Source organism: Flavobacterium sp. RHBU_3 (assembly GCF_046613565.1).
In the GTDB taxonomy this organism is placed as follows: Bacteria; Bacteroidota; Bacteroidia; order Flavobacteriales; family Flavobacteriaceae; genus Flavobacterium.
This window is the reverse complement of sequence record NZ_JBKJHC010000002.1, coordinates 1-26850: the sequence shown is the minus strand read 5'-3', so window position 1 is coordinate 26850 and position 26850 is coordinate 1. Positions and strand designations below refer to the sequence as shown.

Annotated in this window: 27 protein-coding genes and 1 tRNA gene; 9 read left to right on the top strand and 19 right to left on the bottom strand. The window is 38.1% G+C overall.

The features are described from left to right. The 3 genes from mnmG to ACLI1A_RS02365 all read right to left on the bottom strand — a co-directional run bounded on the left by mnmG (position 1) and on the right by ACLI1A_RS02365 (position 5828). Positions 1-1872 (bottom strand): tRNA uridine-5-carboxymethylaminomethyl(34) synthesis enzyme MnmG, encoded by a 1872-nt coding sequence (mnmG, locus tag ACLI1A_RS02375; protein WP_411405699.1) that lies wholly within the window; start codon positions 1870-1872, stop codon positions 1-3. Positions 1873-2005: 133 nt separating this feature from the next. Then, complete coding sequence (gene ybeY / locus ACLI1A_RS02370) at positions 2006-2425, bottom strand: rRNA maturation RNase YbeY (RefSeq protein WP_411405697.1); 420 nt, start codon at positions 2423-2425, stop codon at positions 2006-2008. After that, positions 2418-5828: a hypothetical protein gene (locus ACLI1A_RS02365; RefSeq protein ID WP_411405695.1), complete on the bottom strand. Its 3411-nt coding sequence runs from the start codon at positions 5826-5828 to the stop codon at positions 2418-2420. The genes ybeY and ACLI1A_RS02365 overlap by 8 nt, the downstream gene beginning before the upstream one ends. A 220-nt stretch (positions 5829-6048) precedes the next feature. On the opposite strand from ACLI1A_RS02365, the gene gltX reads away from it, so the two are divergent. Next, positions 6049-7560: a glutamate--tRNA ligase gene (gene gltX, locus ACLI1A_RS02360; RefSeq protein ID WP_411405693.1), complete on the top strand. Its 1512-nt coding sequence runs from the start codon at positions 6049-6051 to the stop codon at positions 7558-7560. Positions 7561-7620: 60 nt separating this feature from the next. Here the strand turns inward: gltX and ACLI1A_RS02355 are convergent, their stop codons facing one another. Beyond that, entirely contained in the window at positions 7621-8298 is a 678-nt protein-coding gene (locus ACLI1A_RS02355) for a hypothetical protein (RefSeq protein WP_411405691.1), read from the bottom strand. 52 nt (positions 8299-8350) lie between these two features. On the opposite strand from ACLI1A_RS02355, the gene ACLI1A_RS02350 reads away from it, so the two are divergent. Continuing rightward, complete coding sequence (locus ACLI1A_RS02350; protein ID WP_411405689.1) at positions 8351-8719, top strand: hypothetical protein; 369 nt, start codon at positions 8351-8353, stop codon at positions 8717-8719. On the opposite strand, the gene ACLI1A_RS02345 is transcribed toward ACLI1A_RS02350, so the two are convergent. Continuing rightward, positions 8695-9192, bottom strand: coding sequence for a hypothetical protein (locus ACLI1A_RS02345; RefSeq protein WP_411405687.1), 498 nt, complete (start codon positions 9190-9192; stop codon positions 8695-8697). The genes ACLI1A_RS02350 and ACLI1A_RS02345 overlap by 25 nt on opposite strands. 229 nt (positions 9193-9421) lie before the next feature. Between ACLI1A_RS02345 and ACLI1A_RS02340 the strand changes: the two genes are divergently transcribed. Continuing rightward, positions 9422-10399, top strand: a complete 978-nt coding sequence (locus tag ACLI1A_RS02340) for an SPFH domain-containing protein (protein ID WP_411406467.1) — start codon at positions 9422-9424, stop codon at positions 10397-10399. A gap of 94 nt (positions 10400-10493) precedes the next feature. Then, on the top strand, positions 10494-10793 hold the full coding sequence (locus tag ACLI1A_RS02335) for a hypothetical protein (RefSeq protein ID WP_411405685.1): 300 nt from the start codon (positions 10494-10496) through the stop codon (positions 10791-10793). A 230-nt stretch (positions 10794-11023) separates the two neighbouring features. Here the strand turns inward: ACLI1A_RS02335 and ACLI1A_RS02330 are convergent, their stop codons facing one another. The 5 genes from ACLI1A_RS02330 to ACLI1A_RS02310 all read right to left on the bottom strand — a co-directional run bounded on the left by ACLI1A_RS02330 (position 11024) and on the right by ACLI1A_RS02310 (position 15986). Beyond that, complete coding sequence (locus tag ACLI1A_RS02330; RefSeq protein WP_411405683.1) at positions 11024-11260, bottom strand: DUF6327 family protein; 237 nt, start codon at positions 11258-11260, stop codon at positions 11024-11026. Positions 11261-11263: 3 nt separating this feature from the next. Then, entirely contained in the window at positions 11264-11620 is a 357-nt protein-coding gene (locus ACLI1A_RS02325) for a competence protein (RefSeq protein WP_411405681.1), read from the bottom strand. Positions 11621-11651: 31 nt separating this feature from the next. Beyond that, positions 11652-11987, bottom strand: coding sequence for a YtxH domain-containing protein (locus ACLI1A_RS02320; RefSeq protein WP_411405679.1), 336 nt, complete (start codon positions 11985-11987; stop codon positions 11652-11654). A gap of 335 nt (positions 11988-12322) precedes the next feature. Beyond that, the gene (locus ACLI1A_RS02315; RefSeq protein WP_411405677.1) at positions 12323-13990 is read right to left on the bottom strand and encodes a family 43 glycosylhydrolase; all 1668 of its coding nucleotides are present in this window, start codon (positions 13988-13990) and stop codon (positions 12323-12325) included. A gap of 310 nt (positions 13991-14300) precedes the next feature. Beyond that, complete coding sequence (locus ACLI1A_RS02310; RefSeq protein ID WP_411405675.1) at positions 14301-15986, bottom strand: glutamine--tRNA ligase/YqeY domain fusion protein; 1686 nt, start codon at positions 15984-15986, stop codon at positions 14301-14303. Between the two features lie 185 nt (positions 15987-16171). Between ACLI1A_RS02310 and folB the strand changes: the two genes are divergently transcribed. Both folB and ACLI1A_RS02300 read left to right on the top strand, forming a co-directional pair. Beyond that, positions 16172-16531, top strand: a complete 360-nt coding sequence (gene folB, locus ACLI1A_RS02305; RefSeq protein ID WP_411405673.1) for a dihydroneopterin aldolase — start codon at positions 16172-16174, stop codon at positions 16529-16531. A 134-nt stretch (positions 16532-16665) separates the two neighbouring features. Next, a tRNA-Cys gene (locus ACLI1A_RS02300) sits at positions 16666-16739 on the top strand. Between the two features lie 159 nt (positions 16740-16898). Here the strand turns inward: ACLI1A_RS02300 and ACLI1A_RS02295 are convergent. From ACLI1A_RS02295 to rnr, 4 genes are all read right to left on the bottom strand, one after another. After that, positions 16899-17576, bottom strand: a complete 678-nt coding sequence (locus tag ACLI1A_RS02295) for a LysE family translocator (protein ID WP_411405670.1) — start codon at positions 17574-17576, stop codon at positions 16899-16901. 80 nt (positions 17577-17656) lie between these two features. Next, entirely contained in the window at positions 17657-18307 is a 651-nt protein-coding gene (locus tag ACLI1A_RS02290) for a GIN domain-containing protein (RefSeq protein ID WP_411405668.1), read from the bottom strand. 140 nt (positions 18308-18447) lie between these two features. After that, entirely contained in the window at positions 18448-19119 is a 672-nt protein-coding gene (locus ACLI1A_RS02285; RefSeq protein WP_411405666.1) for a head GIN domain-containing protein, read from the bottom strand. A gap of 181 nt (positions 19120-19300) precedes the next feature. Continuing rightward, positions 19301-21487 (bottom strand): ribonuclease R, encoded by a 2187-nt coding sequence (rnr, locus tag ACLI1A_RS02280; protein WP_411405664.1) that lies wholly within the window; start codon positions 21485-21487, stop codon positions 19301-19303. Positions 21488-21606: 119 nt separating this feature from the next. On the opposite strand from rnr, the gene ACLI1A_RS02275 reads away from it, so the two are divergent. The 3 genes from ACLI1A_RS02275 (at position 21607) to ACLI1A_RS02265 (ending at position 23671) form a co-directional block, all read left to right on the top strand. Next, positions 21607-21846, top strand: a complete 240-nt coding sequence (locus ACLI1A_RS02275; RefSeq protein WP_411405662.1) for a DUF2007 domain-containing protein — start codon at positions 21607-21609, stop codon at positions 21844-21846. Positions 21847-22464: 618 nt separating this feature from the next. Beyond that, positions 22465-22896: a ribose 5-phosphate isomerase B gene (rpiB, locus tag ACLI1A_RS02270; RefSeq protein WP_411405660.1), complete on the top strand. Its 432-nt coding sequence runs from the start codon at positions 22465-22467 to the stop codon at positions 22894-22896. A 208-nt stretch (positions 22897-23104) separates the two neighbouring features. Beyond that, positions 23105-23671 (top strand): DUF4870 domain-containing protein, encoded by a 567-nt coding sequence (locus ACLI1A_RS02265; RefSeq protein WP_411405658.1) that lies wholly within the window; start codon positions 23105-23107, stop codon positions 23669-23671. 46 nt (positions 23672-23717) lie between these two features. Here ACLI1A_RS02265 and ACLI1A_RS02260 read toward each other — a convergent pair whose 3' ends face one another. From ACLI1A_RS02260 to ACLI1A_RS02240, 5 genes are all read right to left on the bottom strand, one after another. Next, positions 23718-24290, bottom strand: a complete 573-nt coding sequence (locus ACLI1A_RS02260; protein ID WP_411405656.1) for a TMEM175 family protein — start codon at positions 24288-24290, stop codon at positions 23718-23720. Between the two features lie 88 nt (positions 24291-24378). Continuing rightward, positions 24379-24837 carry a hypothetical protein gene (locus tag ACLI1A_RS02255; RefSeq protein WP_411405654.1) on the bottom strand — a complete coding sequence of 153 codons (459 nt, stop codon included), beginning with the start codon at positions 24835-24837 and terminating at the stop codon, positions 24379-24381. 465 nt (positions 24838-25302) lie between these two features. After that, positions 25303-25923 carry a hypothetical protein gene (locus tag ACLI1A_RS02250; protein WP_411405652.1) on the bottom strand — a complete coding sequence of 207 codons (621 nt, stop codon included), beginning with the start codon at positions 25921-25923 and terminating at the stop codon, positions 25303-25305. A 62-nt stretch (positions 25924-25985) separates the two neighbouring features. Beyond that, a complete protein-coding gene (locus ACLI1A_RS02245; protein WP_411405650.1) occupies positions 25986-26303 on the bottom strand; it encodes a type II toxin-antitoxin system RelE/ParE family toxin in 318 nt (105 codons plus the stop codon). Continuing rightward, on the bottom strand, positions 26303-26533 hold the full coding sequence (locus ACLI1A_RS02240) for a hypothetical protein (RefSeq protein WP_411405648.1): 231 nt from the start codon (positions 26531-26533) through the stop codon (positions 26303-26305). The genes ACLI1A_RS02245 and ACLI1A_RS02240 overlap by 1 nt, the downstream gene beginning before the upstream one ends. Positions 26534-26850 lie beyond the last annotated feature (317 nt).

Sequence of the window (26850 nt, the reverse complement as noted above, 5' to 3'; positions counted from 1 at the left end):
TTAACGACCCATATGGATTAATAGTACAGAAACGTCTGCCGGGGTAACACCGCTAATGCGTGATGCCTGCGAAATGGTAACCGGACGAATCTTTTTCATTTTCTCACGCGCTTCATAAGAAAGCGACTTTATTTTATCGTAATCAAAGTTTTCAGGAATTTTCACATCCTCCAGCCTATTCAGCTTGTCGGCGTTATTTTTTTCTTTTTCGATATAACCAGAATATTTGACCTGTACTTCAGCCTGCTCTATAACTTCCCTGTCAAGATTATGTTCAGCAATATATTCTTGTACTTTTTCAAATTTCAGAATATCCACTAATTCAATTTGCGGACGAGAGAATACTTTAAACATTTTATCTGGCTGAGAAATCGGTGCAGATTCTTTAGATTCAAGTATCGGATTCGTTTCAGCAACGGTAACACTCGTTTCCTTAAAGAAGTTTACAAACGCCTCACTTTTCTCTTGCTTGTATTCCATTCTTCGCAAACGCTCGTCTGAAGCAAGCCCTATAGCGTGCGACATAGGCGTAAGCCTGAAATCAGCATTATCCTGACGCAGCAATGTGCGATATTCCGCACGTGAGGTAAACATCCTGTAAGGCTCTTCAGTTCCCTTTGTAATAAGGTCGTCAATAAGTACACCAATATAGGCTTCGTTCCGCTTAAGAATTAGCGATTCCTTTTCCTGAACTTTAAGTGCAGCATTAATACCGGCCATCAATCCTTGTGCAGCCGCTTCTTCATAACCGGTAGTGCCGTTAATTTGTCCCGCAAAGAAAAGGCCATCTACTAATTTTGTTTCAAGCGTATGCTTAAGCTGCGTAGGCGGGAAATAATCGTATTCAATAGCATAACCCGGACGGAAGAATTTTACATTCTCAAAACCGGCTACACTACGCAGCGCTTTAAACTGAACATCCTCCGGAAGGGAGGTGCTGAATCCGTTTACGTAAACTTCCACCGTATTCCAGCCTTCCGGCTCCACGAATATCTGGTGGCGGTCTTTATCTGCAAAACGGTTTATCTTATCTTCTATAGACGGACAGTATCGCGGACCAAGGCTTTTTATCCTACCGTTAAACATAGGCGAACGATCAAATCCTTCGCGAAGTAAATCGTGCACTTCATTACTGGTATACGTCATAAAGCACGAACGCTGCTCCACTAACGGCTTGGTTACATCCAGGTACGAAAACTTATCAGGATTTACATCACCGGGCTGTTCTATCATTTTACTATAGTCAAGCGAACGACCGTCTACACGTGGAGGGGTACCGGTCTTCATTCTACCCACAGTAAATCCGGCTGCAACCAAATCTTCCGTAATACCGTACGAAGCACTCTCTCCTGCCCTGCCGCCGCCAAACTGTTTTTCCCCAATATGGATTAACCCATTCAGAAATGTGCCGTTTGTTAACACCACTGTTTTGGCTTTAATTTCGATTCCAAGCGAGGTTTTAATTCCTTTTACTTCTCCATTCTCTATAATCAATCCTTTTACCATTTCCTGGTAAAAATCAAGATTACGCGTACCCTCCAGCATCAACCTCCACTCTTCTGCAAAACGCATACGGTCGCTCTGCGCGCGCGGGCTCCACATAGCAGGGCCTTTACTTTTGTTCAGCATTTTGAATTGGATCGCAGTCTTATCAGTTACGATTCCACTGTATCCACCAAGCGCATCAATCTCGCGAACAATCTGCCCTTTTGCTATACCACCCATTGCGGGGTTGCATGACATTTGGGCTATATTTTGTAGACTCATTGTAACCAGTAGCGTACTACAACCCATATTGGCTGCTGCCGCAGCAGCTTCGCTGCCTGCGTGCCCTGCACCTACTACAATTACATCATATACATCCTGAAACATTATATTCCTTTCTTTTGTTCCACGTGGAACAGATTTATTTTATTTATTTCTCGTGTTCCACGTGGAACACGATATTAAAGCATCCGGAAAAGTTCCACGTGGAACAAATCCAGAATTAAACAAAGTAATTAAGTTACTGTTCCACGTGGAACAGCTTCATTTTTTCTTCTTCTTTAGCACGCATTAACTGCTCGTCGGCTTCGCTTTTATCTTTATAACCGCAATAGTGAAGCACGCCGTGAACCATAACCCTGCGCAATTCTTCTTCAAACTCAACCTTAAAATCTGCTGCGTTTTCGCGCACGCGTTCAACAGAAATAAAAATATCTCCACTGATAAGATTACCCATAGTATAATCGAAACTGATAATATCGGTAAGTGTATCGTGGTTTAAAAACTCAATATTCTTTTCAAGAAGATAGGCGTCATCACAAAAAATGTAATTGATTTCGCCTTCAGTCTTATCCTCGCTATCTATAACTTCCGAAATCCAGTTCTCATACTGTTCTTCGTTTTCAATCTGGAAATCGGTCTCGTAATTAAAACTAATCATTGTTTTTAAAATAAGTTTGAACCTTTTGATTAAAATTCGGGCGCAAAGGTAGTGGTTGTCTGTTTAATATCTCTACACTATTTAAATATTCTTTCAGTGATTCAGGAAGTTCATTAGACGTGTTATTTAACTCCTTTTTATTGGTTTCACTTTGTCTTTTATTATCCTGACCCTGCTGCAGCGTAGCCTTATCTAGTTTTAGCAATTCCTGTTTAAGGTTTTGCATACGTTGTAATGTTTCATTCTTGAAACCTTTATCCAGTAATTGTTTTTCTATCTCTTTCATTTGGCGCAATGCATTCTGTCCATTACCACCCATACCGGTTTTGTCTAACAATTGTTGTAGCTGTTCACGAAGTTTCTGCTGTTCTTTATAGATTTCCAGAACACGTTCGGCATTTCCTTCACCATCATTGCCGTCACCATCACCCTGACCTCCCTGTCCCTGGCCTTTGCCTTGGGAGCCTGGTTTTTGTCCGCCTTCTTTGCCACCCGGTTGCTTCCCTCCTTCTTTTTTGCCACCATCTTTCTTTCCTTCACCATCCTGCTTTTGCTCACCTTCATTTCCTTTGCCCTGTCCCTGCTGCATACCCTGCTGCATTTTTTGAGACAGTCCCTGTTGTTTCTGGATAATGTCTGAAAGTTGGATTTCTTTACCCTGCGACTGGCCTTTACCCTTACCTTTTCCGCTACCCATACCCTGCATTTGCATCTGCATGTTGTTAAGGGCATCACTAAGGAAATCGGCAAGTTTATTAGCAGAAGTTATAGCAAACTGTTGGTTACTTACACCTCTCGGAACTATATTTTCAGCAAGATCATCAAGGGCTTTATCTACATAATAATGCACATTACCTACCTCCTTAGTTATCTGTTCTGAGATACGCGGGTTACGAAGCGACATGGCAAAAAGGCTGTCGTCAACGTGTCCAAACTGTATTTTTAAATCTTGTTGTTTTTTAAGGTACTTAGCAAAGTTAGCATTGCGGCTACCTGCATTTTTAAACTGACCCATTACATCCTCCTGAGAGAAGGAATATTCAAGCAGGTTATCCAGTATCTGACGCAGTGTTTTCACATCTTCTTCCAGTTGTTCCTGCTCCCCACCTTCCATCTGCATTTGCATTTGGTTACCCATTTGCTTCATTTTATTGGCAGCATTCTTTTGCTTAGGTTTAGCTTTACTCTGTTTGCTTTTTTGATCGCTCCCTTGTTTTTGAAGTTCCTCTTGGGCATCCTTCATATCCTGCTCGATGCTCTGCTCCTGCTTTTCATCTGTAGGAATATCCATTGGTTTTTTAAGCTCCTGGTTTTGCTTATCCAGTTCACGCATTTCCTTTTGAAGCTTATCAAACTCCTTGTTAAGGTCGCTTTGCTCTTTAGCATTATTGTCTTTATCTTCGGCAAGCTTGTCTTGCTTTTCACCAAGCTGGTTTAGTTTTTCAGCAATTTGTTCTGCTTTCTTTTCTACGTAAAAACGCTTGGTAAGTTCTACAAGTTGCTCCAGGTTTTTAGTTTGGTCTTTGCTCTGCTGTTTCAGTTTATCAACCTTATCAAACAGTTCTTCCTCCTGAAGTTTATTTGTAAGTTTCTCTAATTCGTCAAGAAGCTTCTGGTTTTTCTCCGACTCTTTTTCGTTTTTTTCAAGACGCTTCATCAGTTCTTCCTTAAACTCATCCTTCTTTTCTGGTAGGAATTTTTCAAGGTTTTCCTTTAGCTCTTTGCTTAGTTCCTGCTTGCGTTCTTCAAGCATTTGTTGCCTGTTTATAAAATCCTGTACTTTCTTTTGGTCTTTAAAATCAAGCTCACTCTTTTCCTTACCCATTTTCTGAAGCTTGTCCAGTTCGGCATTTTGTTTGTTTTGGCTTTTTATAGATTTCTCCATATTGCCAATACTGTTGTTTTGGTCCTGAAGCGCCTTCTCCTGTTGTTCCTCCTCTGTAAGTTCTTTGTGTGAAAACACAGACGACTTTGTACTCTTAAACCCGTGTACAGCATCGTTATCAAAAACCTCAAAATAATATTCGTATACCACACCTTCTTTAATGGATAGGCCTTCAGGGAAGCTGTAATAAAAACGGTCTACCGTACCTTTCTTAATAGGTAATGTTCCACGCTTGGCATTGGCAGGATTATCCTGAGGGTAGTATACAATTTGCAGTTTGTTTAAACCGTTATCATCACTAAGCTGACCCAGTACAATATCTTTTTTCAGCTTTAAACTATCAGGAGCAGCCTGTACGCTAATGGTAGGATACTGATCTTTAATGGTAGAGATCTGATATTGCAACTTTTCGTGGTTTTTTACCTTATTATTTGATGTAAGGATTTGATATTCTGTATTTTGAAGTATATTTTTACTGAAACTAAAGCTGTTATCGTTATTATTGAAATTAGAAGCAGCATCATTGGCCAACCATTGCACATTTGAAGTAGCCAGGGCATCAATTTTCCAGGTTACCTTAGTACCTTCCGGCACTATAGCATTACCGGTACCCTTAACCACTTCATTCTTTTTACCAAGATACGACGGGAACTGCAATACCATTTCGAAGTTTGCAATGGTAGGTACAGCCACCACCTCAAGCTCATAAGGTTTACTATTTACGTTATTAGCCGAAAGCTGAAAGCTTATGGCTTTTGTAGGTTTCTCAAATCGGTATGCAAATACACCGGGCTTAATGTTTTCAAGATAATACTGTTCATCACCAATAGCTATCATGGCATTTTCGGGAACCACATTACCTACAGTTTTCACCTCAAGTAAAAAATCGGTATCTTGTTGTGCCATCAACTGTTTATTAACAACAATAAATTCAAACGGTGCCGGTGGTGCATAATGTTTGTCGTAATTAACAACGCGAGTAAAACTGTTAGTTATAACCTCGCCGTTTCCGCTTATAAAAAAGAACAGTAGCAACAACAACGGCACTACCGCATACGGAATGTACTTAACATTCTTTTTAAAATTAATGGCATTGGTAAACGGTACCGGCTGCAGGCTGTTTGCCTTCTGCTCTATCGATGCAATGAGCAGTTCGCTTTGTTGTGGTTCATTATTCAGCTGCAGGAAATTGGTAAGCTTATCACTTACTTCGCTAAAGTGATTACCAATAATAGCAGATGCCTGTTTGTAGTCGATACCCTTTTGTAGCTTAAATAATTTAAACAACGGAAACAAAATAAAACGCCCAAGTAAAAGAATCTCTACGGTTATAAACAACCAAAATAGTGTGGTCCTCCCCTTTTCGGGCAGCCACAAAAAATATTCTATAAGGAAGGTTACAATAAAATAAAGTAATCCCAGCGCTGTAAAGAAAATTGTTCCACGAATAACTTCATTGGTATAATACTTCTTTATAAAGGCTTCGAGCTTGGCGTATATGATGGTTTTTGCTTCCAAATTGTGTATAAATTAACTACCGTTGTTAATAACTGATAAAAGTACAAATTATCCCGTTAGTAAAAACGGATTTTTTTGATAGACATTGTTCATAAGAAGTGGATTCGTGGATTTGTTAATTCGTTTATTTGATGATTACTCCGTTGCAGACAAATACACAAATCCACGAATTAACAAATCCACCTCAAAAACCTATCTTTGCATAAAAATTTACAACATCATGTCTAAACCGGTACGTGTGCGTTTTGCACCAAGCCCTACAGGCCCGCTACACATAGGCGGTGTACGTACGGCGTTATTTAATTATCTGTTTGCCAAGAAACACGGCGGAACCTTTTACCTGCGTGTAGAAGATACCGACCAAAACCGTTTTGTACCCGGAGCCGAAGAATACATAGTGGAAGCACTAAACTGGCTGGGGATTCCTTTTGATGAGGGTGTGGGCAAGAATGAAAAATTTGGCCCGTACCGCCAAAGCGAACGTAAAGAAATATACGGACAATATGCTACCCAACTTATAGAAGGTGGATGGGCGTATTATGCTTTTGATACTGCCGAAGCGCTTGACGAAGCCCGTAAAGCTGAAGAAGCCGAAGGAAAAACTTTTATATATAACCATACCACACGTGGAACACTGGATAACTCACTAAACCTTTCGGAAGAAGAAACAGCTAAAAGGATAAACAATGGTGAGCACTATGTAATCCGTTTTAAAGTTCCTGTGGGTGAAAAACTATTGCTAAACGACATTATTCGTGGTGAAGTAGAATTTGATACCAACCTGCTTGATGATAAAGTACTATACAAAAGCGATGGTATGCCTACCTATCACCTGGCTAACATTGTAGACGACCACCTTATGGAAACCAGCCATGTTATTCGTGGTGAGGAATGGTTACCGTCTATGCCGCTGCACGTATTGCTTTACAAAGCATTTGGCTGGGATGCACCTGAGTTTGCCCACCTGCCGCTTATTCTTAAGCCAATAGGTAATGGTAAGCTAAGCAAGCGCGATGGCGATAAAATGGGCTTCCCGGTATTCCCACTGGAGTGGAAAAATGCCGATGGTACAGCATCTATGGGCTACCGTGAGCAGGGCTTTTTACCGGAGGCTGTTATCAACTTCCTGGCGCTACTGGGCTGGAACCCGGGTACCGAACAGGAATTGTTTACGCTGGATGAACTGGTTCAACAATTTGACCTGGAAAGGGTGCACAAGGCAGGAGCTAAATTTAACCCTGAAAAGAATGCCTGGTTTAATCACCAGTATTTCCAGAAACAGGATAACGATACTATAGCAAAACAGTTTGCTCCTACCCTGCTTGAAAAAGGAATTAATGTACCAGCCGAAACCGTTTCGCGTATAATAGGACTGGTTAAAGACCGTGCTACATTTGCATCAGAACTGTGGAATCTTACAAGCTATTTCTTTGTAACACCAGATAGTTACGAAGAAAAAGCAGTAGCTAAACAATGGAAACCCGATACCGGAACCCTGCTTGCAGAACTTGCAGCAACCTTAGAAGCTACTGCCGACTTTAGTTCTGCCAATACAGAAAGCGTTGTAAAAGGCTGGGTAGAACAAAAAGGAATAGGAATAGGTAAAGTTATGGCTCCGCTACGTTTAAGCCTTGTAGGCGACTTAAAAGGGCCACATTTATACGATATAATGGAAATCATCGGTAAAACCGAAACCATAAACAGGATAAACAAAGCTGTTGAAACTTTATAAAAAAATCTAACATGAAAAAAGCCCCGAATTAACATCGGGGCTTTTTAGTATAATATGCGCTTAATAACTAAATAAATAAAAATTCACTGTAGCAGTTAAATAATCATCCTTTCCTTTTGGTGTTACATATTCAGAAAATGCAGGTAGACTTCGGTATACGTCTGTAAGCCCTTTATGATATCTTACATTTAGCTCAAATTTTCGGTAACGAGCACCTATTCCGGCTACACCAAAAAAATTAAAAGAAAGGGAATTTCTATTTCCGTCAATCTTTAATGCTTCGGGGTCTGCACCATACGGATCTAATAAATAATCCTCCCTGTAATCGTCTTCCAAAACGAAGTCAGTAAACATGCCCATAGAGCCACCAGCCGAAACACCAATTTCAATATCACCCTTAAGTAAACTAACAAAGTTATAGTGGTACAAGGCATTGAAATTTATTCTGTCAAGAGAAAAAGATATCCATTGAGGGTTACTTGTTGAAGTTTCTCTTCCTAAGAAATCCATGTAAAATCTCGAAAGTGTAAATTCAGCTCTAATAAAAGAATTATCAGACACCGAAAAGTTATCTCCAATACCTAACGTAAATCCGGTTTTTGATTTGGATGACAAAAAATTCGTATTTGCATAGTACTGATTAGTACCCGCTATAACTGCAAAAGCGCTATCATCATCATACTGTGCAAAGGCAGAAATTCCAACACAAAAAAAAGTAAATAGTAAAAATTGTTTCATTGTTTTAACATTTTGGCGCAAATATCATATTTTTGGCGGATAAAAATCATCTATGAAAAAAATATATTTACTGTTATTTACGTTTTATTTTCTTACAGGTTGCTCGGTAGAAAATCTATTGCAGGAAGAACCCCTAATGCGCACTTATGCACCCACAGACATAAAAACAACATCAGCTATTTTAGGAGGTTCAACCCTATGCGAAATGGGTCAAAATATAACAGAATATGGTATAGTTTTTTCAACTACCGATAAACCTACTATAAACGATACCAAAATACCATTGGGAGAAGGAATGGCTACATTTGTTTATAGAATTTACTACTTTAGCCCAGGCAAAACTTACTACTACAGAACTTATGGAACTAATAGTATAGGTACAGGCTATGGCGAAACTTATAGTTTTACCACCAAACAATAACTATTTGTAAATAGAATAAAACCAAAAGGGCTGTCGGTTAAGACAGCCCTTTTATGTTTTACCACCTTGTATAGGGTTAATGACAAACTGTTGAGTGTTCCTTTTAAGTTGGATCCATTAGCCTGTACACCCTGAAGTGCATTAGTAAATCCCCTTGTATACCGTAGTACCAGCCTTACCCCTTCATACCCACCGAAAATACCAATGTTAGCACCAAAATTGGTATCAGGCATGTTTTTAAAAGTACCATTATCTATTCCTGTAGCATAATCCCTTCCAGCGAAATCATCATCTCCTACCGGGGCTAACTTCTGAAAAAATATAGAAAAATAAGGCCCCCCCTGTACTCCCATATAAAACTCATCTTCTTCGTAAGGTATAACGTAATAATTACCATTAAACATTACATCAAAGTTCTGAAAAGCATAAACATCTTCCTTCTTCGTACCACCATGCTTTGGAAGAAAAATCATAGTAATTCAATCCACCTGAGATATACAAATAGCTTGGTGTAGTATCGTATTCCGGTTCATCATCTTGAGAAAAACCTAAAAAAGGCAGTAAAAACAGGCAGTACAGTGAAAATTTAAACATAAAGTAATAATTGGTGATTGTCGGCAAATATACAATAACGCGTTAATAATGTAACAACCTTGGCTTTTTTGCGTATAATTACATATAACATTAAAACCAATTCCAATGATGGGAACAGCTTTTTTAGGCTTTATACTGTTTATAGGCCTCATTATCCTCTTTACAGGTATTTTTACCGTTAAACAACAAACCGCCGTAATTATTGAACGATTTGGTAAATACCAAAGCATTCGTCATGCCGGTTTACAATTTAAAATACCTATTGTAGACAAACAGGCAGGCCGTATCAACCTGAGAATTCAACAACTTGATGTAATTATTGAAACCAAAACCAAGGAAAACGTATTTGTAAAAATGAAGGTTTCGGTACAGTTTAAGGTAATTCAAGACAAGGTATATGAAGCATTTTATAAACTGGAATATCCTCATGACCAAATCACTTCTTACGTATTTGACGTAGTGCGTGCCGAAGTGCCTAAACTGAAACTCGACGACGTTTTTGAGCGTAAAGACGATATAGCAATCGCCGTAAAACGAGAGCTAAACGAAGCCATGACTACTTATGGTTACGACATTATCAATACACTGATAACCGATATAGACCCGGATCCTCAGGTAAAAAATGCCATGAACCGTATTAACGCTGCCGACCGTGAAAAGGCTGCTGCCGAATATGAAGCAGAAGCACAACGTATACGTATTGTAGCAAAAGCCAAGGCTGAAGCTGAAAGTAAAAGGCTGCAAGGTCAAGGTATTGCTGACCAGCGTCGTGAGATAGCACGTGGCCTTGTAGAGAGTGTAGACACACTAAACAAAGTGGGCATTAACAGCCAGGAAGCTTCTGCGCTTATAGTAGTTACACAACATTATGATACGCTTCAGGCTATAGGAAGCGATACTAACAGTAACCTTATTCTGCTCCCTAACACGCCACAAGCAGCTAACGATATGCTGAACAATATGATAGTTTCGTTTGCGGCAAGTAACCAGGTAAGTGAACAACTGAAATCCTCTAAAAAGAAAACTGATACAGGCTATAAACCTTACTTAGACCAGCCGGATAATACAGCTGAAACAAATGACTAATATGAAATGCTTCCTTCGGGGAGCATTTTTTTTATACTGATATTAAACCATTTACATATTGTAAAGTCTTATAGATAACTATAAATTATATTTTATGAAAAATACACTTTTAAGGGCAATGGTACTGGGTTGTGTACTTACTGCTGCTACGGGATTTGCCCAGGATAAAACCACCGAAAAGCCACAACGTAATGGCGAAAAAATGTTTGAAAAACTGGATGCAGACGGTGATGGAAAATTAAGCAAAGATGAAGTTGCAAAAGCAGAAAGGCCTATGCTTAAAGACAAGTTTGATGAGATAGACACAAACAAAGATAAGTACCTGGATAAGGATGAGCTAAAAGCTTTTAGAGAAAAGCAGATGGCAAACCGTAAGAAAAAAGAAGACCAGTAAAATATAAAGGCTACCAATTGGTAGCCTTTATATTTTATGCTTTTCTAATAAGTTTAATAATAAGGAACACTATGCCTACAGTCAATGAAGCAATAAATAACACCCATAAAAATAATGCAGGGCTAAAATCACTAATAGTTTTTTCCATGATATAATTGGTTATTTGATACCACTAAGATATAGAAAAAGCTATCGAAATGATAGCTAAACAGTTACTTTTTAAAAAGTAATTAAAAAATCTTTTTAAGCAGCCAACTCACAGCTGCATTTTTAATGGGTCCGGAAAATGTACCCAGTACATTAAATATCATCTTAGGGGTTTCCCCTATTATGTTTCCGGGTTCCAGGCTTTCTTTAGTAGTATCAAGACTACGCTTAAACTTTGCATACGCCAGGTCACGCTCTACTTTTAGTATCTCGAGCTCTTTGTTTATTTCCTCAAAATTACGGTATACTTTTGTTTGCATGGCTTAGTCGTATTTTTTAAAGAATATTTTAGAAAAGTTAGCAAGCAAAGTCTTTTCTACAATTTTGTCCTGCACTTTGTAAATTACAATGGCTATAACTAGGTAAATAAGCCCTACTATGAGAAAACCATATGCAAAATTATTTAGCCAATAACCAAAACCAAGAGCCAGGGCAATTGAAAAAAACAAGGTAATAACAACCAGCATTATAGCCAGCATAAACAGTTTGAGCATCTGTGCAGTGCTCTTCATTAAAATCTTAAAAGCCCATAACTTATAATACGCTAAACTGCTGTCTATAAGTTTCTTGGTTTCATTTTTAAGATCTTCTGCGTTTTCCTTAATTTCTTCAAATGCCATGGCAGGTATATGGTTTTATTTACTACTAAAATTAGTTAGCCGATGGCGTAGAAGCCTTGGCATTGTTCTTAAGCTCTTCAAGCTTTTTTTCAAGGGTAGCAATAACTTCTTCTGCTTTGTCTTCTACATTTGCTACAAGCTTATCAAGTCCGGCTTCAATATCCTGGCTTGCATAACCAAATTTGCTTTTTACCGTTTCTGTAAAATCGCCAATTTTGTTTTTCAGCTCATCTGCCTTTTGGGTAGCACCGTCTTTAATTTTTTTTCTTGTTTTACTACCTTCATCAGGAGCAAATAAAATTCCTAAAGCTGCCCCTACAGCCGCACCGGCAAGTACGGCTACAATTGTTGATGTTTTACCAGCCATAATTATAAATTTTAATGATTAAAAATCGGTTTTGAATTAACTATTATAAAGGTAGGGAATTTTAACACAGCCCTGATGTTAATAAGTGGTTAATTTAGGCATAAAAAACATACAAAATTAAAATAAGGCGATTTCCCGAAGGTTTATAATAGTAAATGATAAATAGCATTAGCTATTTTTAAAAATTGATTAGAAGTAAAATATAAAAGTCACTTTTAATATAATACATCTATCAAATTTTAAAATATAATAGATTTTAAAAATAATAAAGCTACCTTATAATTCTCATTAGAAAAATAAGATAGCCTTATAAAAACTAACATTTATGAAAAAACTTAATTCCTGACTAATTTTAGTGATTTGGTTTCGTTACCTGTGTTTAAGTTTACCATATAAATTCCCGAAGCAAAACCGGAAGCATCTATAGTATACTCCATCAACCCTGAATCCTGGCCTTTTATATTTTCTGTGTAAACCACTTGCCCGGCAAGGTTAACAATAGTAATATTTATATCTGCTTTAAATTTGTTAAAAGCATGCAACTGAAACATATTACCTTTTACAGGATTTGGCGTTGCAAAAAAAGTATTATCGTTTACTGTAACTTCTTCCTTTTCCGGTTTAGTTTCGGCCATTTTACTGGTACTGCTACTTATATATTCCAGCACCCACTGCTGGTTTATGCTTACATTACTGTACCAGTGCTGCAGTATAGAACCATCGGCTGTTAATCCTCCTGTATCCAGGCATTTACCATTAGTACGATTTATAAGCTTATAGTAAGGACCCGCCGCTACTATAGCCCACTGTTGGTTGTAACTTGTACCACCAGTCCACTGGCCCACGTTAGACCCATCGGCAGTAGCACCCACACTATCAAGGTATTTACCACCGGTAACACACTTAAGTTTATAATAACCACTACCCGAATAGGTTATTACCCAACGCTGGTTATTACTAGAACTGCTGGCCCATTGCACCACATTGGCTCCATCTGTTGTAGCACCCAGATTATCAAGGTATTTACCGCTTGCAACATTCTTTAACTTATAGGTACCATTTACTACAATTGGGCTAAATGTACTTGCCACCGGCCAGTCATTGCTCCAGCCTATGGTAGCCGTCATTAGCTTAGGAGCACCGTTATCATTACCGTCATAAAAATGGTAACTAAGCGTAGATTCACCATAACCAAAATGGCCAGGGCCTATATATCTGCCATTTTTATTAGGTAAAAAAGTAGTACCACCAGTGTTCATCAGGTCTATACCATTTTGGTCATAATACGGCCCTGTAGGGCTGGAAGCACGGCCTACCTGCATGTAATACCCTGAGTTTACACCACTACAGCATAGTCCACGCTGAAAGAAAAGGTAGTAATAGCTACCATGTTTCATAATGCCGGGACCTTCTACTTCGCCTGCTATTAGATCCCAATGGCTTGTTCCTAAACGAAGTCCTGTACTGTAGTTTAGCTGTATCATGTCTATACCACTTTGCCAGTTGCCATAGGTCATGTACATATTAGTACCATCAATAAGTATAGCAGGGTCTATACAGTTATTACCGGCTACAATCATACCTTTATCTGTCCACGGACCCGAAAGGTTAGTAGCTGTAGCTAAGCCTATTGCAGCCGGGGCACCGGTGCCCGCACAAGAATAATAACAGTAATACGTACTGCCTATTTTTACCACTTCGGGGGCCCAGAAATTACCTGCAAAACCGGTAACGTAACTGGCTATCCAGCTGGGCCATGTACCCGATGCAAACACCGTGTTTTCGGTTTGCCAGCTTGAAAAATCTGTGGTAGAAGAAGAAATGGTGTAAATACCGTTACCGGTAGCAAAATGCCAATACCTGCCATCGGTATTTTTAATGGTGGAAGAAGGATCGTGTATGCCTGGCTGTGCGTAAATCAAACTTACACTTAATAGTAAAAAAAGATTGAAAATGAACCTCATAAGGTTACTTCCGGAGCTGAAATTTGGTTTTAGATTCATAAAAAATATAGAGTTTGGTTATAAACTAATGAACTAAAAACACCTTAAAAAAAGGCAATAAAAATCTGCTACGCTTGCAATGCAACGTATTTACTGGTCCTTCAACATTAACTCTTACTTCCGGGAATTCTAAATTTTTCTCATTTATTGTAAATAATAAGTGTATTATTTACATTTGTGAAATTAGTAAAATATTTTAATAATTATAACGTTTTCGAAAAAATATTCATAAATATTTTACTACAAAATAAAATAAATAAGAAACTCCCGCAGAATACGGGAGTTTCAAGTACTAATATGTAAAAAGTAATTACTCTTTGCTTTCTACTTTTGCCCAGGTATCTCTAAGACCTACAGTCTTATTGAAAACCAATTTTTCGGCATTAGTATCGGTATCTACACAGAAATACCCAAGGCGTTGAAACTGATACCTCTCCCCTGCCTCGGCACTCTTAAGTGAAGGCTCTAAATAGCCTGTAATCACACTTAGAGAGTTAGGATTGATGTATTCTTTAAAGTCTACCTCTTTATCACCATCGGGATTTTCATGAGTAAACAGACGGTCATAAATACGTACTTCTGCCTTAATAGCGTGTTGTACAGACACCCAGTGAATAGTACCTTTTATCTTACGAAGGCTTGCTTCGCTACCGCTACCACTCCTACTATCAGCATCATACGTGGCATGGATTTCTGTAATGTTACCATCAGCATCTTTTACTACGCTTTCGCCTTTAATGATGTAGGCATTCTTTAAACGAACTTCTTTACCAAGCGTAAGACGGAAGTATTTGCTGTTAGCATTCTCCATAAAGTCTTCTCGCTCTATGTACAACTCACGGCTGAATGGTACATCACGGTTACCGGCTGCTTCATCTTCAGGGTTGTTCTCTGCTTCCAGCCATTCTTCATGACCTTCAGGGTAATTAGTAATAACCAGCTTAACAGGATCAAGCACCGCCATAACACGCGGCGCAGTTTTGTTAAGTTGTTCACGTACACAGAATTCCAGTACACTAACGTCTATAAGGTTAGTACGCTTAGCAATACCTATGGTATCGGCAAAGTTAACTATTGCTTGTGGCGGATAACCCCTGCGACGCATACCGCTAATGGTACTCATACGCGGATCATCCCATCCTGTAACATATTTTTCCTGAACCAGTTGCAGTAGCTTACGCTTACTTACAACAGTGTGGCTAAGGTTACGACGGGCAAATTCACGCTGTTTAGGGCGTGTTTCTTTGCTATCATATATTTGGTCAAGGAACCAGTCATACAGTTCCCTGTGCATCATAAACTCCAGTGTACAAAGCGAGTGCGATACTGCCTCTATATAATCACTCTCTCCGTGTGCCCAGTCGTACATAGGGTATACGCACCACTTATCGCCACTACGGTGATGATGTTTGTGTAGTATACGGTACATAATAGGATCGCGCATCAGCATGTTGCTGCTGGCCATATCTATCTTAGCACGCAGCACGTGTGTACCTTCCTCAAATTCACCATTTTTCATGGCTTCAAACAGACTAAGGTTTTCTTCTACACTGCGGTTACGATAAGGGCTTTCGGTACCCGGCTGGCTTGGTGTACCTTTTTGTTTTGCCATATCCTCAGAGCTTTGGCTGTCTACATAAGCCTTACCGTTTTTTACAAACGTTACGGCCCAGTCATACAGCTCCTGGAAATAATCAGACGCATAGCGCTCCTCTGCCCATTTAAAGCCCAGCCACTCTACATCGCGCTTTATAGCATCTACATACTCCTGCTCTTCTTTGGCAGGGTTAGTATCGTCAAAACGCAGGTTTACAGGGGCATTATACCTAAGACCCAAACCAAAGTTAAGGCAGATAGAGCTGGCATGCCCCACGTGCAGATAACCGTTTGGCTCCGGTGGAAAACGGAAACGTAGTTTGTCTTTAGGAAAACCATTAGCCAGATCTTCCTCTATGATTTGTTCGATAAAATTCAGCGAACGCTCTTCGGTTGACATATCTTTTTTGATTATTAAGACTGCAAATGTAATTAAATTAGTCTGTAATGTCGTAAAGTCTAAAGTCATAAAGTCAATGAAATACCATCATAGTATCATAACAGGACTTTAAAAACTTTATGACTTTAGACTTTCTCACTTATTTGTACCTTTATACCCTTAAAACTTTATACTTTATAAGTAAAATGGGTATTATTAAACTACAAAACATACGCACTTTTTCGTACCACGGTTGTCTTGAAGAAGAGGCAAAAATAGGCAGTGATTATCGTGTAGACCTGGAAATTAAAGCAGATTTACGCAAGAGCATGGTTACTGATGAGCTGGCCGATACCGTAGACTATGTACAACTGAACCGTATAGTGGTAGAAGAAATGGCCATACGCAGTAAGCTGCTGGAACATGTAGCACAGCGTATCGTAAAAAGAATATTTGCCGAAATACCCGCAGTAAGCCGTATAGTTGTTGCTGTTAGTAAAATTAACCCTCCTATTGGCGGCGATGTAGAGGCTGTAACCATACAGGTAGAGGAGTTCAGGGCGTAATTATTTTAAATTTTGAATTATAAATTTTAAATGAAAGGTATTTATAATCAATTTATTATAAAAAAGTGGGGTACAAATATGGTGTAAATGTGGTAAAATTTAAAAATTTATGTACATTTGCCAACCAAAATAATGGCATCTTGGCCGAGCGGCTAGGCACAGGTCTGCAAAACCTGCTACAGCGGTTCGAATCCGCTAGATGCCTCCACAGTGGTAAAAAGCTCTCAGAAATGAGGGCTTTTTTGTTTTATTCCATTTACGTTTGTAGAAAAGCAAATAGGATAAAACTTAAAGTATAAATCGGAAAAGATGTCTCCGCACAGCTGTGTTTCGGTCGACATGGAAAAAGAAACCAAAAATAAAGCTGTTAGTGGGAGTTTTCGATAGTATTGATGGTTTGCTTCATTTCAGATGGAAACCAGCCCTGAAACAGCAATGCAAGCCCAAATATCATAAGGATGATACTTATCCCCTGCTTTATTTTCATAATATTTCTTGTGGTAAGCTTACTGCGCAATTGTTTGGCCAGGGTAATTTTACCCAAATCTATTACAAAATAAGCCAGTATTACCGCCACAAAAAACACAAATATGCGCGACGGAACCATATCCAGTTTTGGCCCCCAGGTAATAATAATAGCAAGCCAAAAACCCAGCACGCCAATGTTTATAAAATTTAGCAGGAAACCTTTTATAAACAGACTTAGGTAATCTTTACGGATAATGTCTTTACTGGCTTCATCTACCAGTTCATTTTTGCTTACTTTTTTTAATTTCATAAGCGAAATAAAGCCGTATGTAAACATAACAAGCCCGCCAAAAATGAATAAGGCAGGCTCGTCTTTTATTTTTTCGAGTAATTTATAGCTACTGAAATAGGCTATAAGTATAAAAACTACATCAGAAGAAATAGCACCAAGGTCAAAGGCTAAAGCGGCCTTAAAACCTTTTAAAACACTGGTTTCCAGAAGTACAAAAAATACTGCTCCCGGCATTATGCTTAAAAAGAAACCCAGTGGAATAGCGCTAAGAATGTCCTGTATCATTAAGTCGGTTTAATGATGCAAGATACGTTTTTTTAACTTAACTAAAAAAATGAGTGTTTTTTGTTATTTTTCGTAATTGATTATCTAATAACTACGATTTCGGCATCACTGCCTTTTACCTCATTTACTTTCTTTGGGTCACCGTATATTTTAAGAGAAGCATCTGATGACACAGTAGCATTTACTATATCTTTTGCGTTGATTTCTGCCGAAGCATCAGACGACATTACTATTGATGTAGTATCGGTAAGTAGCTTTTCGGCATTCAGTTGCGCATCAGACGAGTAGGTTGCTGTATGCTCACCAGCTTTTCCGCTTATAGTAACTATAGCATCAGAATTTGCAGCCGTGCTGAGTTTTTTCACATTTACTTTTATTTCCAGTTCAGCATCAGAAGCCATCGTAATGGTAAGTGAAGCTGTTTTAATTTCATCTTTGCATACAATCTTAGCGTCAGATGCAGCTGTAATGTTTTCTAAATCAGCAGTAAAATAAACAGTGATTTCAGCATCGTCTCCACCTTTTATAGCAAGACTGTTACCTTCGTTAGCTATCTCAGGTTCGTCATCGCTATTCCTGTTGATAACCAGTTTGTTTTGGTTTGATTTTATTAGCGTAACATGTACATCAGAGCCTACAGTAAGGGTTTTAAACTCTTTTAGCTCTCTTGTTTTTTGTGCTGCAGCCAGGTTAATAAAGGCAAGCGCAGCAATTACTAAAGTTGTTTTCATACAAATAATTTTAAGTTTTTTGATTAGATTATTTACAACTAAAGACTGTACTAATTTACAAACTGTTACACTTTTAAATAAAAAAATTTCCCTGTAAAGAAAAGTACTCTACAGGGAAATCTATAAGTTTTAAAACAAGGCTATTTTACAATGTTTATGTTGCCTCCGGCTATGGTTTTCTGGTCCACCTGTTTTGGTTGTCCGTGTATCCTTATATCACCCCCAGCACGGGTTTTGGCATTTACATAATCAGTAGCTGTAATATCAGCTTTACCACCGGCATTAAGGGTTATTTCGGTTTGAGAAGTTTTCAGTTCTTCAGCCTTAAGTGTAGCACCCGATGTCATGGTAACATCATGGTTTGTAGCCTTACCCTGCACGGTAATTAATCCTCCCGAATTAACCCTTGTGGTAAGTTTGTCTACATCGAGCTTAAGCGATATAATAGCGCCTTCTTTAGCACTTAATTCAAAGGCTGTAGCACTAAACTTATCTGAAGAGCTTATACTGGCACCTTCGCTTGCTTCAATACGGTCTAATTTTCCTGTATAGTAGATTACAGCTTCTATATTGTCGCCGTTAAACATCTTGCTTACTTTCATGCGTACCTTCAGCTCGCCGTTTTTGTTTACAACTTCCACGTTCTCGGCCTGGTTACCCCTTATGTCTATCTTATTTTCGGTAGATTTTTTCAGGGTAATGTTTATCCTGTCAAACGCGCGTACTACAGTAAAATCACCCAGATTTTGTGATACCTGTGCCGCCATAAACTGGCTGATGCCTAAAATTGCTATTAAAATTAGTTTTTTCATATCCTGTGATTTCTGATTGTTGCTATTTTACTTACAAAGTAACATTAACTACAAAGACAATGCCGTTAAATATTTGTTACACTTTTTTCAAAAGTTTTATAAAAGAAAAACCACTGATACTTTCCTTAAAAATTATTTTAAGTACTAAATATCAGTGGTTTATTTTATTGTTTAAATATTACTATTCGTTCTTTCTCAGAAAAGTAAAATCAAGCTGTTTCTTTACAAGGTCGGCATTTTTTACCTTAACCCAAACTTCGTCACCCAGCTGTAACAGGTTTTTAGTAACCTCGCCTACAAGAGCATACTGTTTATCATCAAAGGTGTAGTAATCATCTTTAATTTCACGTATGCGGCACATACCCTCACATTTATTCGACATAATTTCTACATAGATACCCCATTCGGTTACACCCGAAATTACACCCAGGAATTCCTGGTCCTTGTGGTCCAGCATGTATTTTACCTGCATGTATTTTATACTGTCGCGCTCAGCATTTGCAGCAAGGTTTTCCATATTGCTGGAATGTACACACTGTTCTTCATACTTCTCGGCATCGGCAGACTTTCCTCCGTCAAGGTAGTGCTGTAACAGCCTGTGCGCCATAACATCGGGATACCTTCGTATAGGCGATGTAAAATGCGAATAATAATCAAATGCAAGTCCGTAGTGGCCTATGTTCTCTGTACTGTATTTTGCCTTGCTCATGCTTCGTATGGCCAGGGTATCAACAAGGTTTTGTTCTTTTTTGCCCTGAACTTCACTAAGCAGGTTATTCAGTGATTTACTAACCGTGTCTTTCGACTTAAAGTTGATTTTATAACCAAACTTGGCAATCACTGTTTGCAGGTTTATCAGCTTATCTTCATCGGGTTCATCGTGTATACGGTATACAAAGGTTTTTTCCGGTTTTTGCTTACCTATAAATTCAGCCACCTTACGGTTTGCCAGCAGCATAAACTCTTCTATCAGGTGGTTAGCATCCTTGGCTATTTTAAAATACACCCCGGTAGGTTCGGCATTTTCATTCAGGTGGAATTTCACTTCAACTTTATCAAATGAAATGGCACCGTTTGCCATACGCTTACGACGTAGTATTTTGGCCAGCTCATCCATTTTAAGCGTTGCTGAGCGAATATCTTCGCTTACGGTATACTCATTACCTGTAAGGGATATTTCGGCCGGTATAGTAGCGCTTTTGGTTTCTATAATATTCTGCGCCTCTTCGTAAGCAAAACGCTGATCACTGTAAATAACCGTACGGCCAAACCACTGGTTAACCACCTCTGCCCTTTCGTTCAGTTCAAATACTGCTGAGAAGGTATATTTTTCTTCGTGCGGACGTAGCGAACAGGCAAAGTTACTCAGCACTTCAGGCAACATGGGTACTACCCTGTCTACCAGGTACACCGATGTGGCACGCTTGTACGCCTCCTGGTCGAGTATGGTACCTTCCTGTAAATAATGAGATACATCGGCAATGTGGATACCAATTTCATAGTTACCATTTGGCAACTTCTGGAAACTCAGTGCATCGTCAAAATCTTTAGCATCCTTAGGGTCTATGGTAAAGGTAAGTATCTGCCTCATGTCCCTTCTTCGGGCTATTTCATCGGCATGGATTTCGGTATCAAGCTTTTGTGCAAATACCTCTACATCTACCGGAAAATCATACGGTAGCCCGTATTCGGCAAGTATGGCATGGATTTCTGTATTGTGCTCTCCGGGTTTACCAAGTACTTTTAGTACTTCACCAAACGGGCTGTCGGCTTTAGCCGGCCAATCATCCAGCTTTACCAATACTACATCTCCGTTTTGTGCATCGCCTATTTTCCCTTTCGGGATAAAAATATCGGTATACATCTTGGGGTTTGCAGTACTTACAAACGCAAAATTCTTTTGTATATCTATAACCCCTACAAACTCGGTTTTAGCACGTTCCAGTATTTCTACTACTTCACCTTCAGGCCTTCTGCCCTTGCGTCTATTGTATATGTATACTTTTACTTTGTCTTTATCCAATGCCTTATTCAGGTTATTGGTAGGTATAAACACATCTTCTTCTAAATCAGGCGATACAAAATAAGCTGTTTTACGGCTTGTCATGTCTATAGTACCTTCTGTATAATCTGCCTTGCTTAGTACACGGTATTTACCACGTTCCGTTTCTTCTATACTTTCTTTAGAAGCCAGTATTTTCAGTTCTTTTATAATCTGGTTGCGGCTGTTAGTATCGTTTAGTTCCAGTGCAGCTGCTATCTGTTTATAATTAAAAGATTTGTTGGGGTCTTTGGCAAGTATCTTGTATATCTTTCTCGAAAAGTCTTTTTCCTTTTTGGCAGTTGGTTTGCCATTCTTCTTACTCATAATTCATTCTAATAATGCTGAAATGTACGAATAACAATCAGAATTATAAGACACCTTAAAGAAATAATAACGTTTTAATGGTTAACTTTATACCGGAACAGGCTAATTATAACCCATTTATGAAACAATTTGTTACCGCTGCAGTATTTACTTATCCACACGAGATAACAATACTGAAACTACTATTACAGGAAGCAGGCCTTCAGTTTTACTTCGAAAACGAAACCACCCTTACCGTAGTACCCGTTTATACACACGCACTTGGAGGCATAAAACTAAAAGTGCACAAAAACGACCTGGACACCGTAAACCAAATCCTGGAAGACTTCAATCATAACAATCATCTAAAAATTGTGTAACCAAAACAGCTCACAGTTTTCAACACTCATTATAAAATAAAAAAGAAATTTTTTAAAAATCTTTCTTTATGATTATTATTATTGCTTGTTGAAATGTGGAATAACTTTTTACGGCGGGGCTTGTTTATGGAGTTATACAATTTTATACAAATGTTTCAACAATGTTAAGAGAATGTAAATTTTTAAAAATGAGGAGTTTTCGTTTTTTTCGTTAGAGGTTATTAACATTGGTTAATTTTAAGTTTACAATAGTTTTTATGGATAACTTCACTCATTAATATCTGTTAATAACTGTGTGAATTGTATTGATAACTCCACAACAAATTTTAAAGAAATTCACTTGCATATTTCGTTTGCGTTTTGCTTATAAAAATTTTGATACACATTAAAAAAATCTTTAATTTTTCACTTTGTAGTTATCAACAAAACAAGTTAAAAAACACAGCCTTTATTTTCAGTACTTTATAAAATTTATAAACATTGTTGTTTTTTAACATTTTTATTGTTATACTATTACGTGGGTACATAAGTACCTATAAACTAATAATTTGACTTCTTTATGCACAATTTGCCGTTTTGTAATACCTTTGCACCATAAATAACACACTATTCATAACTATGAAAATTTCTATTGGTAACGACCACGCAGGACCTGAATACAAAAAAGCCATTGTAGCCCACCTTGAAGCTAAAGGATACGAAGTTATTAACCACGGAACCGATACGCCCGACAGCGTAGACTATGCCGATTTTGTACACCCTGTAGCAAACGACGTGGAAAACGGTGTGGTAGAATTTGGTATCATTATCTGCGGTAGTGGTAACGGAGCTGCCATGACTGCTAACAAACACCAGAAAATTCGCGCTGCACTATGCTGGACCAAAGAAATTACCGAACTGGCACGTCAGCATAACGATGCTAACATACTAAGCATACCGGCACGTTTTACCAGCAAAGAACAGGCAATAGCTATGGTAGATACTTTTCTTACTACTGCTTTTGAAGGTGGCCGCCACCAAACCAGGATAGATAAAATGCCTTGTATGTAATACAGTCACTGACTCAATTAATGTAAATTCCGTCAATACGTTGACGGAATTTACATTTTTAGAGGTTTAGTATTTTTATACTATTGAATGAAAAACCCCTTATTTTACAATAGTTTGACACAAATGCCGTAAAAATGCCGTATTAAAACCGTTACAACAGGCCTGCCTGCCACGGTAATTTTGCTGCATAATCTTAAAACAAAAAACCATGATTACCATTGGCAAAAAAATTTCGGAAATAAGGAAACAAAAAGGACTTACCCAGGAAGAAGTTTCAGAACGTGCGGGCATAAACCTGCGTACACTACAGCGTATAGAAAAAGACGAAACTGAGCCACGTGGCAACTCACTTCAGGGTATTTGTGCAGCGCTCGATATACCGGTTGAAAACATACTGGACTACGGAAAAGTAGAAGACAATAGTTACCTGGTATACCTGCATCTTTCGGTGTTAAGTGGTGTGCTTATACCTTTTGGAAATATACTACTGCCGCTTATTTTATGGCTAAATAAACGCGATCGTATTTCGCTGGTACAGCAACAGGGAAGTAACCTTCTTAATTTTCAGATATTATGGACGGTGCTTACTAATGCCTTTTTTATAACCTATGTAATACTAAAAATAACCAAAGGCTGGGATCGTTTTGATTGGTTTGTATATACAGCTATAGCCCTGTATATAATAAACTTTATATATCCCATAGTTGTTGCCATACAGGTAAGTAAAGGAAAAATACGCACCTATTATCCGGCACCCATACGTATTATAAAATAAAAAAATCGCGCCACAGGCGCGATTTTAGTTTATCTCAACTGGGGTTTTACTCCACTGTTCGTTCTATACGTTTATCGGGGATAAGCCATATAAGCGCTACCAGCACATACATAGAACCCGATAGCCAGCTGCTTACCCAGCTAAGGCCTATACCCGCTATATACAGGCAAGCCGATATGTTTCCTTTTTGGTCTTTACCTATTGCTTTACCTAATACTGATTCTTTACCCTGTGATTTTATAATTTGTCGTTGCAGTATAAAATAAGCCACGGCACACATAAGCATAATAAAACCGTACAAGGCCATGGTTTCGCAGGCAAAATGGTTTTCGCCCATCCAGCCGGTAACAAACGGAACCAGGGACAACCAAAACAGCAGGTACAGGTTGGCCCACAAAATGCCGCCGCTAACGCGGGTTACCGTATGCAGCATGTGGTGGTGGTTGTTCCAGTAAATACCTATATAAATAAAACTAAGCACATAACTAAGGAATACCGGTATCAGGGGTAGGAGTACGGCAAAACCGGTGCCGTGCGGCACTTTAATTTCCAGCACCATAATGGTGATGATGATAGCCAGTACGCCGTCACTAAAGGCTTCCAGTCTTCCTTTTTGCATGATTTTTTGGTTTTAGGTGACGATAAAAGTAGTAATTTTTTGCAGCTAAAGGGTCAAAAAAAAATCGCGCCTGTGGCGCGAATCCCAACTATTTTTTAAAGACCAGCTCGGCCTTGTGTACCCTAAGTTCAGAATAATCCAACGGGGTATAAATCCCCTCAAAGGTATACTTACCATTTTCCTTTACAGTAAACACATGGTTTTTAGCGTTAAAGCTTGTTTGGGTATAGCCGTTTATGGTTCTAGAAAACTCATTCATCATAAAATTACTCTTAAACGGATCTATATCCAGCTCGTCATAAGGCAGCTTGTCTTTGTATACCTTTACCCTGAAACGCGTTTGTATTTCGCCCTGAAACTCCACATCCATGTCTGACCAGATGCTTATCTCCTCACCCTTTTTTAAATCCAGGGTCAGTTCTTTGGCAAACACATGCTGATAACCAATACTCAGTTTGTTAATGGGCAAACGGCCTATTTCCTCGCCGGTTATATCGCAGGACACAAAAAGAACGGAAACAAACAGTAAGGCTAAAAACTTTTTCATTGGTATGGTATTAAGCACACAAATATAAAATTTTATGGTAGGTTTTAAAAAAATCACTTCCACCAGCGTGATTGGTTTTAGAATTTATAAAAAAGCTTTCCGTTCCATGGATATTCACTATTACGCCATATAGTAGCCCAAAGGCATATAAAAACAGTAATACACAAAAAGATAAATGTAAGCCACATAAAATATCTGCTATCTTTTTTAAAGTTTTTAATGGTCAGGATAGTATGAGTTATAAAAACGATATACATAAACGGGTAACCTATAACGCAATCTCCTAACCCCATACCAAAACTTATGTGCTTATAAAATGTGCCTAAGCCTATAATTGTTGCAAGGATACACAAAACAAGTAAGTTGGTTATTTTCCAGAAATTCATATAGGTTGGTTTTATAAAGATAAAAGTAATGAAAGTATATAAAAATAAAAAATCACGCTGGTGGGCGTGATTGGTATTGTTAATGCTTTTCAAGCCACTCTTTTGCTTCTTTTTTCACTAAAGATTCAATATTATCAAGAGTTGCGCCGTCATAATAATAATTGTCATCTCCGTAGTCAAGATCGTACCATGCGTAGTATAAGAGGTAAAAAGGATTTAAACCGTAACCATGGTCGTATTGATTGCATAAATCATTAAGTTCCGTTAAGCTTTTTCTTAAAGAATTATCTATAACTATCTCCATAACATAATAACGAATCACTGCAAGTATAGCATCTTCACCATCAATTTCTTTGAGGCTCAGGTCATTTAGGGCAACGTTAATATAAGGACGTATTTCAAGAGCATCAATAGGTTCGGCAAACGAAGCCAGCATAAATACACTGGGCATTTCATTACCTTTCTTCATTAAAGACAATGCCCATACTACTGCGAGGTTATAATTAAGCGTATCTATACTGTTATGTGCCTGTATTAGATTTGTCAGGTAAGGATTGTTTTGTTCAGATAAGTATAATAGGTTAACTTTTTCTTTATTGCTGTGATTTAGTGTAAGATTTGGAGGGCTATTTCTTTCCTCATCCTGTAGTGGTTTTTCAGGTTTACTCTTAACACTGAAAAGCTTTTTAAAGAAGTTCATTTTTAGTTGGTTTTGCGAAAGTAAAAGTAGTAAAAATAAAAATCACGCTGGTGGGCGTGATATTATTTGGTTCTTTTCAGTTTAAAAGGATTTTGCCTTGTATCAAAAACATCTGCAATTTTAATTTCTTTCAAAGGTTTGTTTATTGAATAAATGATTTTATAACTGTCGCAGATAATATAACGGTATTGTATTTCCCTGTCTAGCAAAGCATCTTCAAAAGGATAAGTTTCAGGGTCTATTAACAGTCTGTCAGCTTCAGATACAATTGTTGTATAAATCTTCACTGCAACACCGAAGCCTGCTTTCTCAAGGTAATAATTAAATATTTTATTTAGTTCAAATACCGCGTAATCAGACCATAATATTTTATAATCCATTACCTAAATCGCGCCAAAAGTTCAGCACTGCTTTTATATCTACCATTTTTAAAATCGTCTTCAGACCTGTCTATCCTTGCATTAAGTTCTTCAACAGTCATGGGTTTAAAATGGTCTTCATTACCGGAAGTTTGCTGTTTCATTACAACTTCCAAAACAGCAATGATTTCCTCATTTTCAAGTTTAAGGAATTCCTGTATAAATTCTATTTTTCTGGTTTGTAAATCCATAGCAGTATTATTTATTATCAAAGGTAGCTATTTTCAAATTGGTTTAAGTTAAGTGTAAATAAAAAAATCCCGCTTTTGGGCGTGATTGGTTGAGTTTTCCATTTCGAGCGCAGCTTACGGAGTCGAGAAATTTCGTATTTTGGTTTAAGAATTGGCACGAGCAAGATGGTCGCGCCAGCGGGGCCATATTCCAAAAGAAGTTGAACTTTTGTATGAAGATTTGAATATAAATATAGAAAAAAATTGATTACGATAAAAAGTGGATATTCAGGTTTAGTTTTACTGAATAATGAAATAGATAAAAATGAAAAATTTGA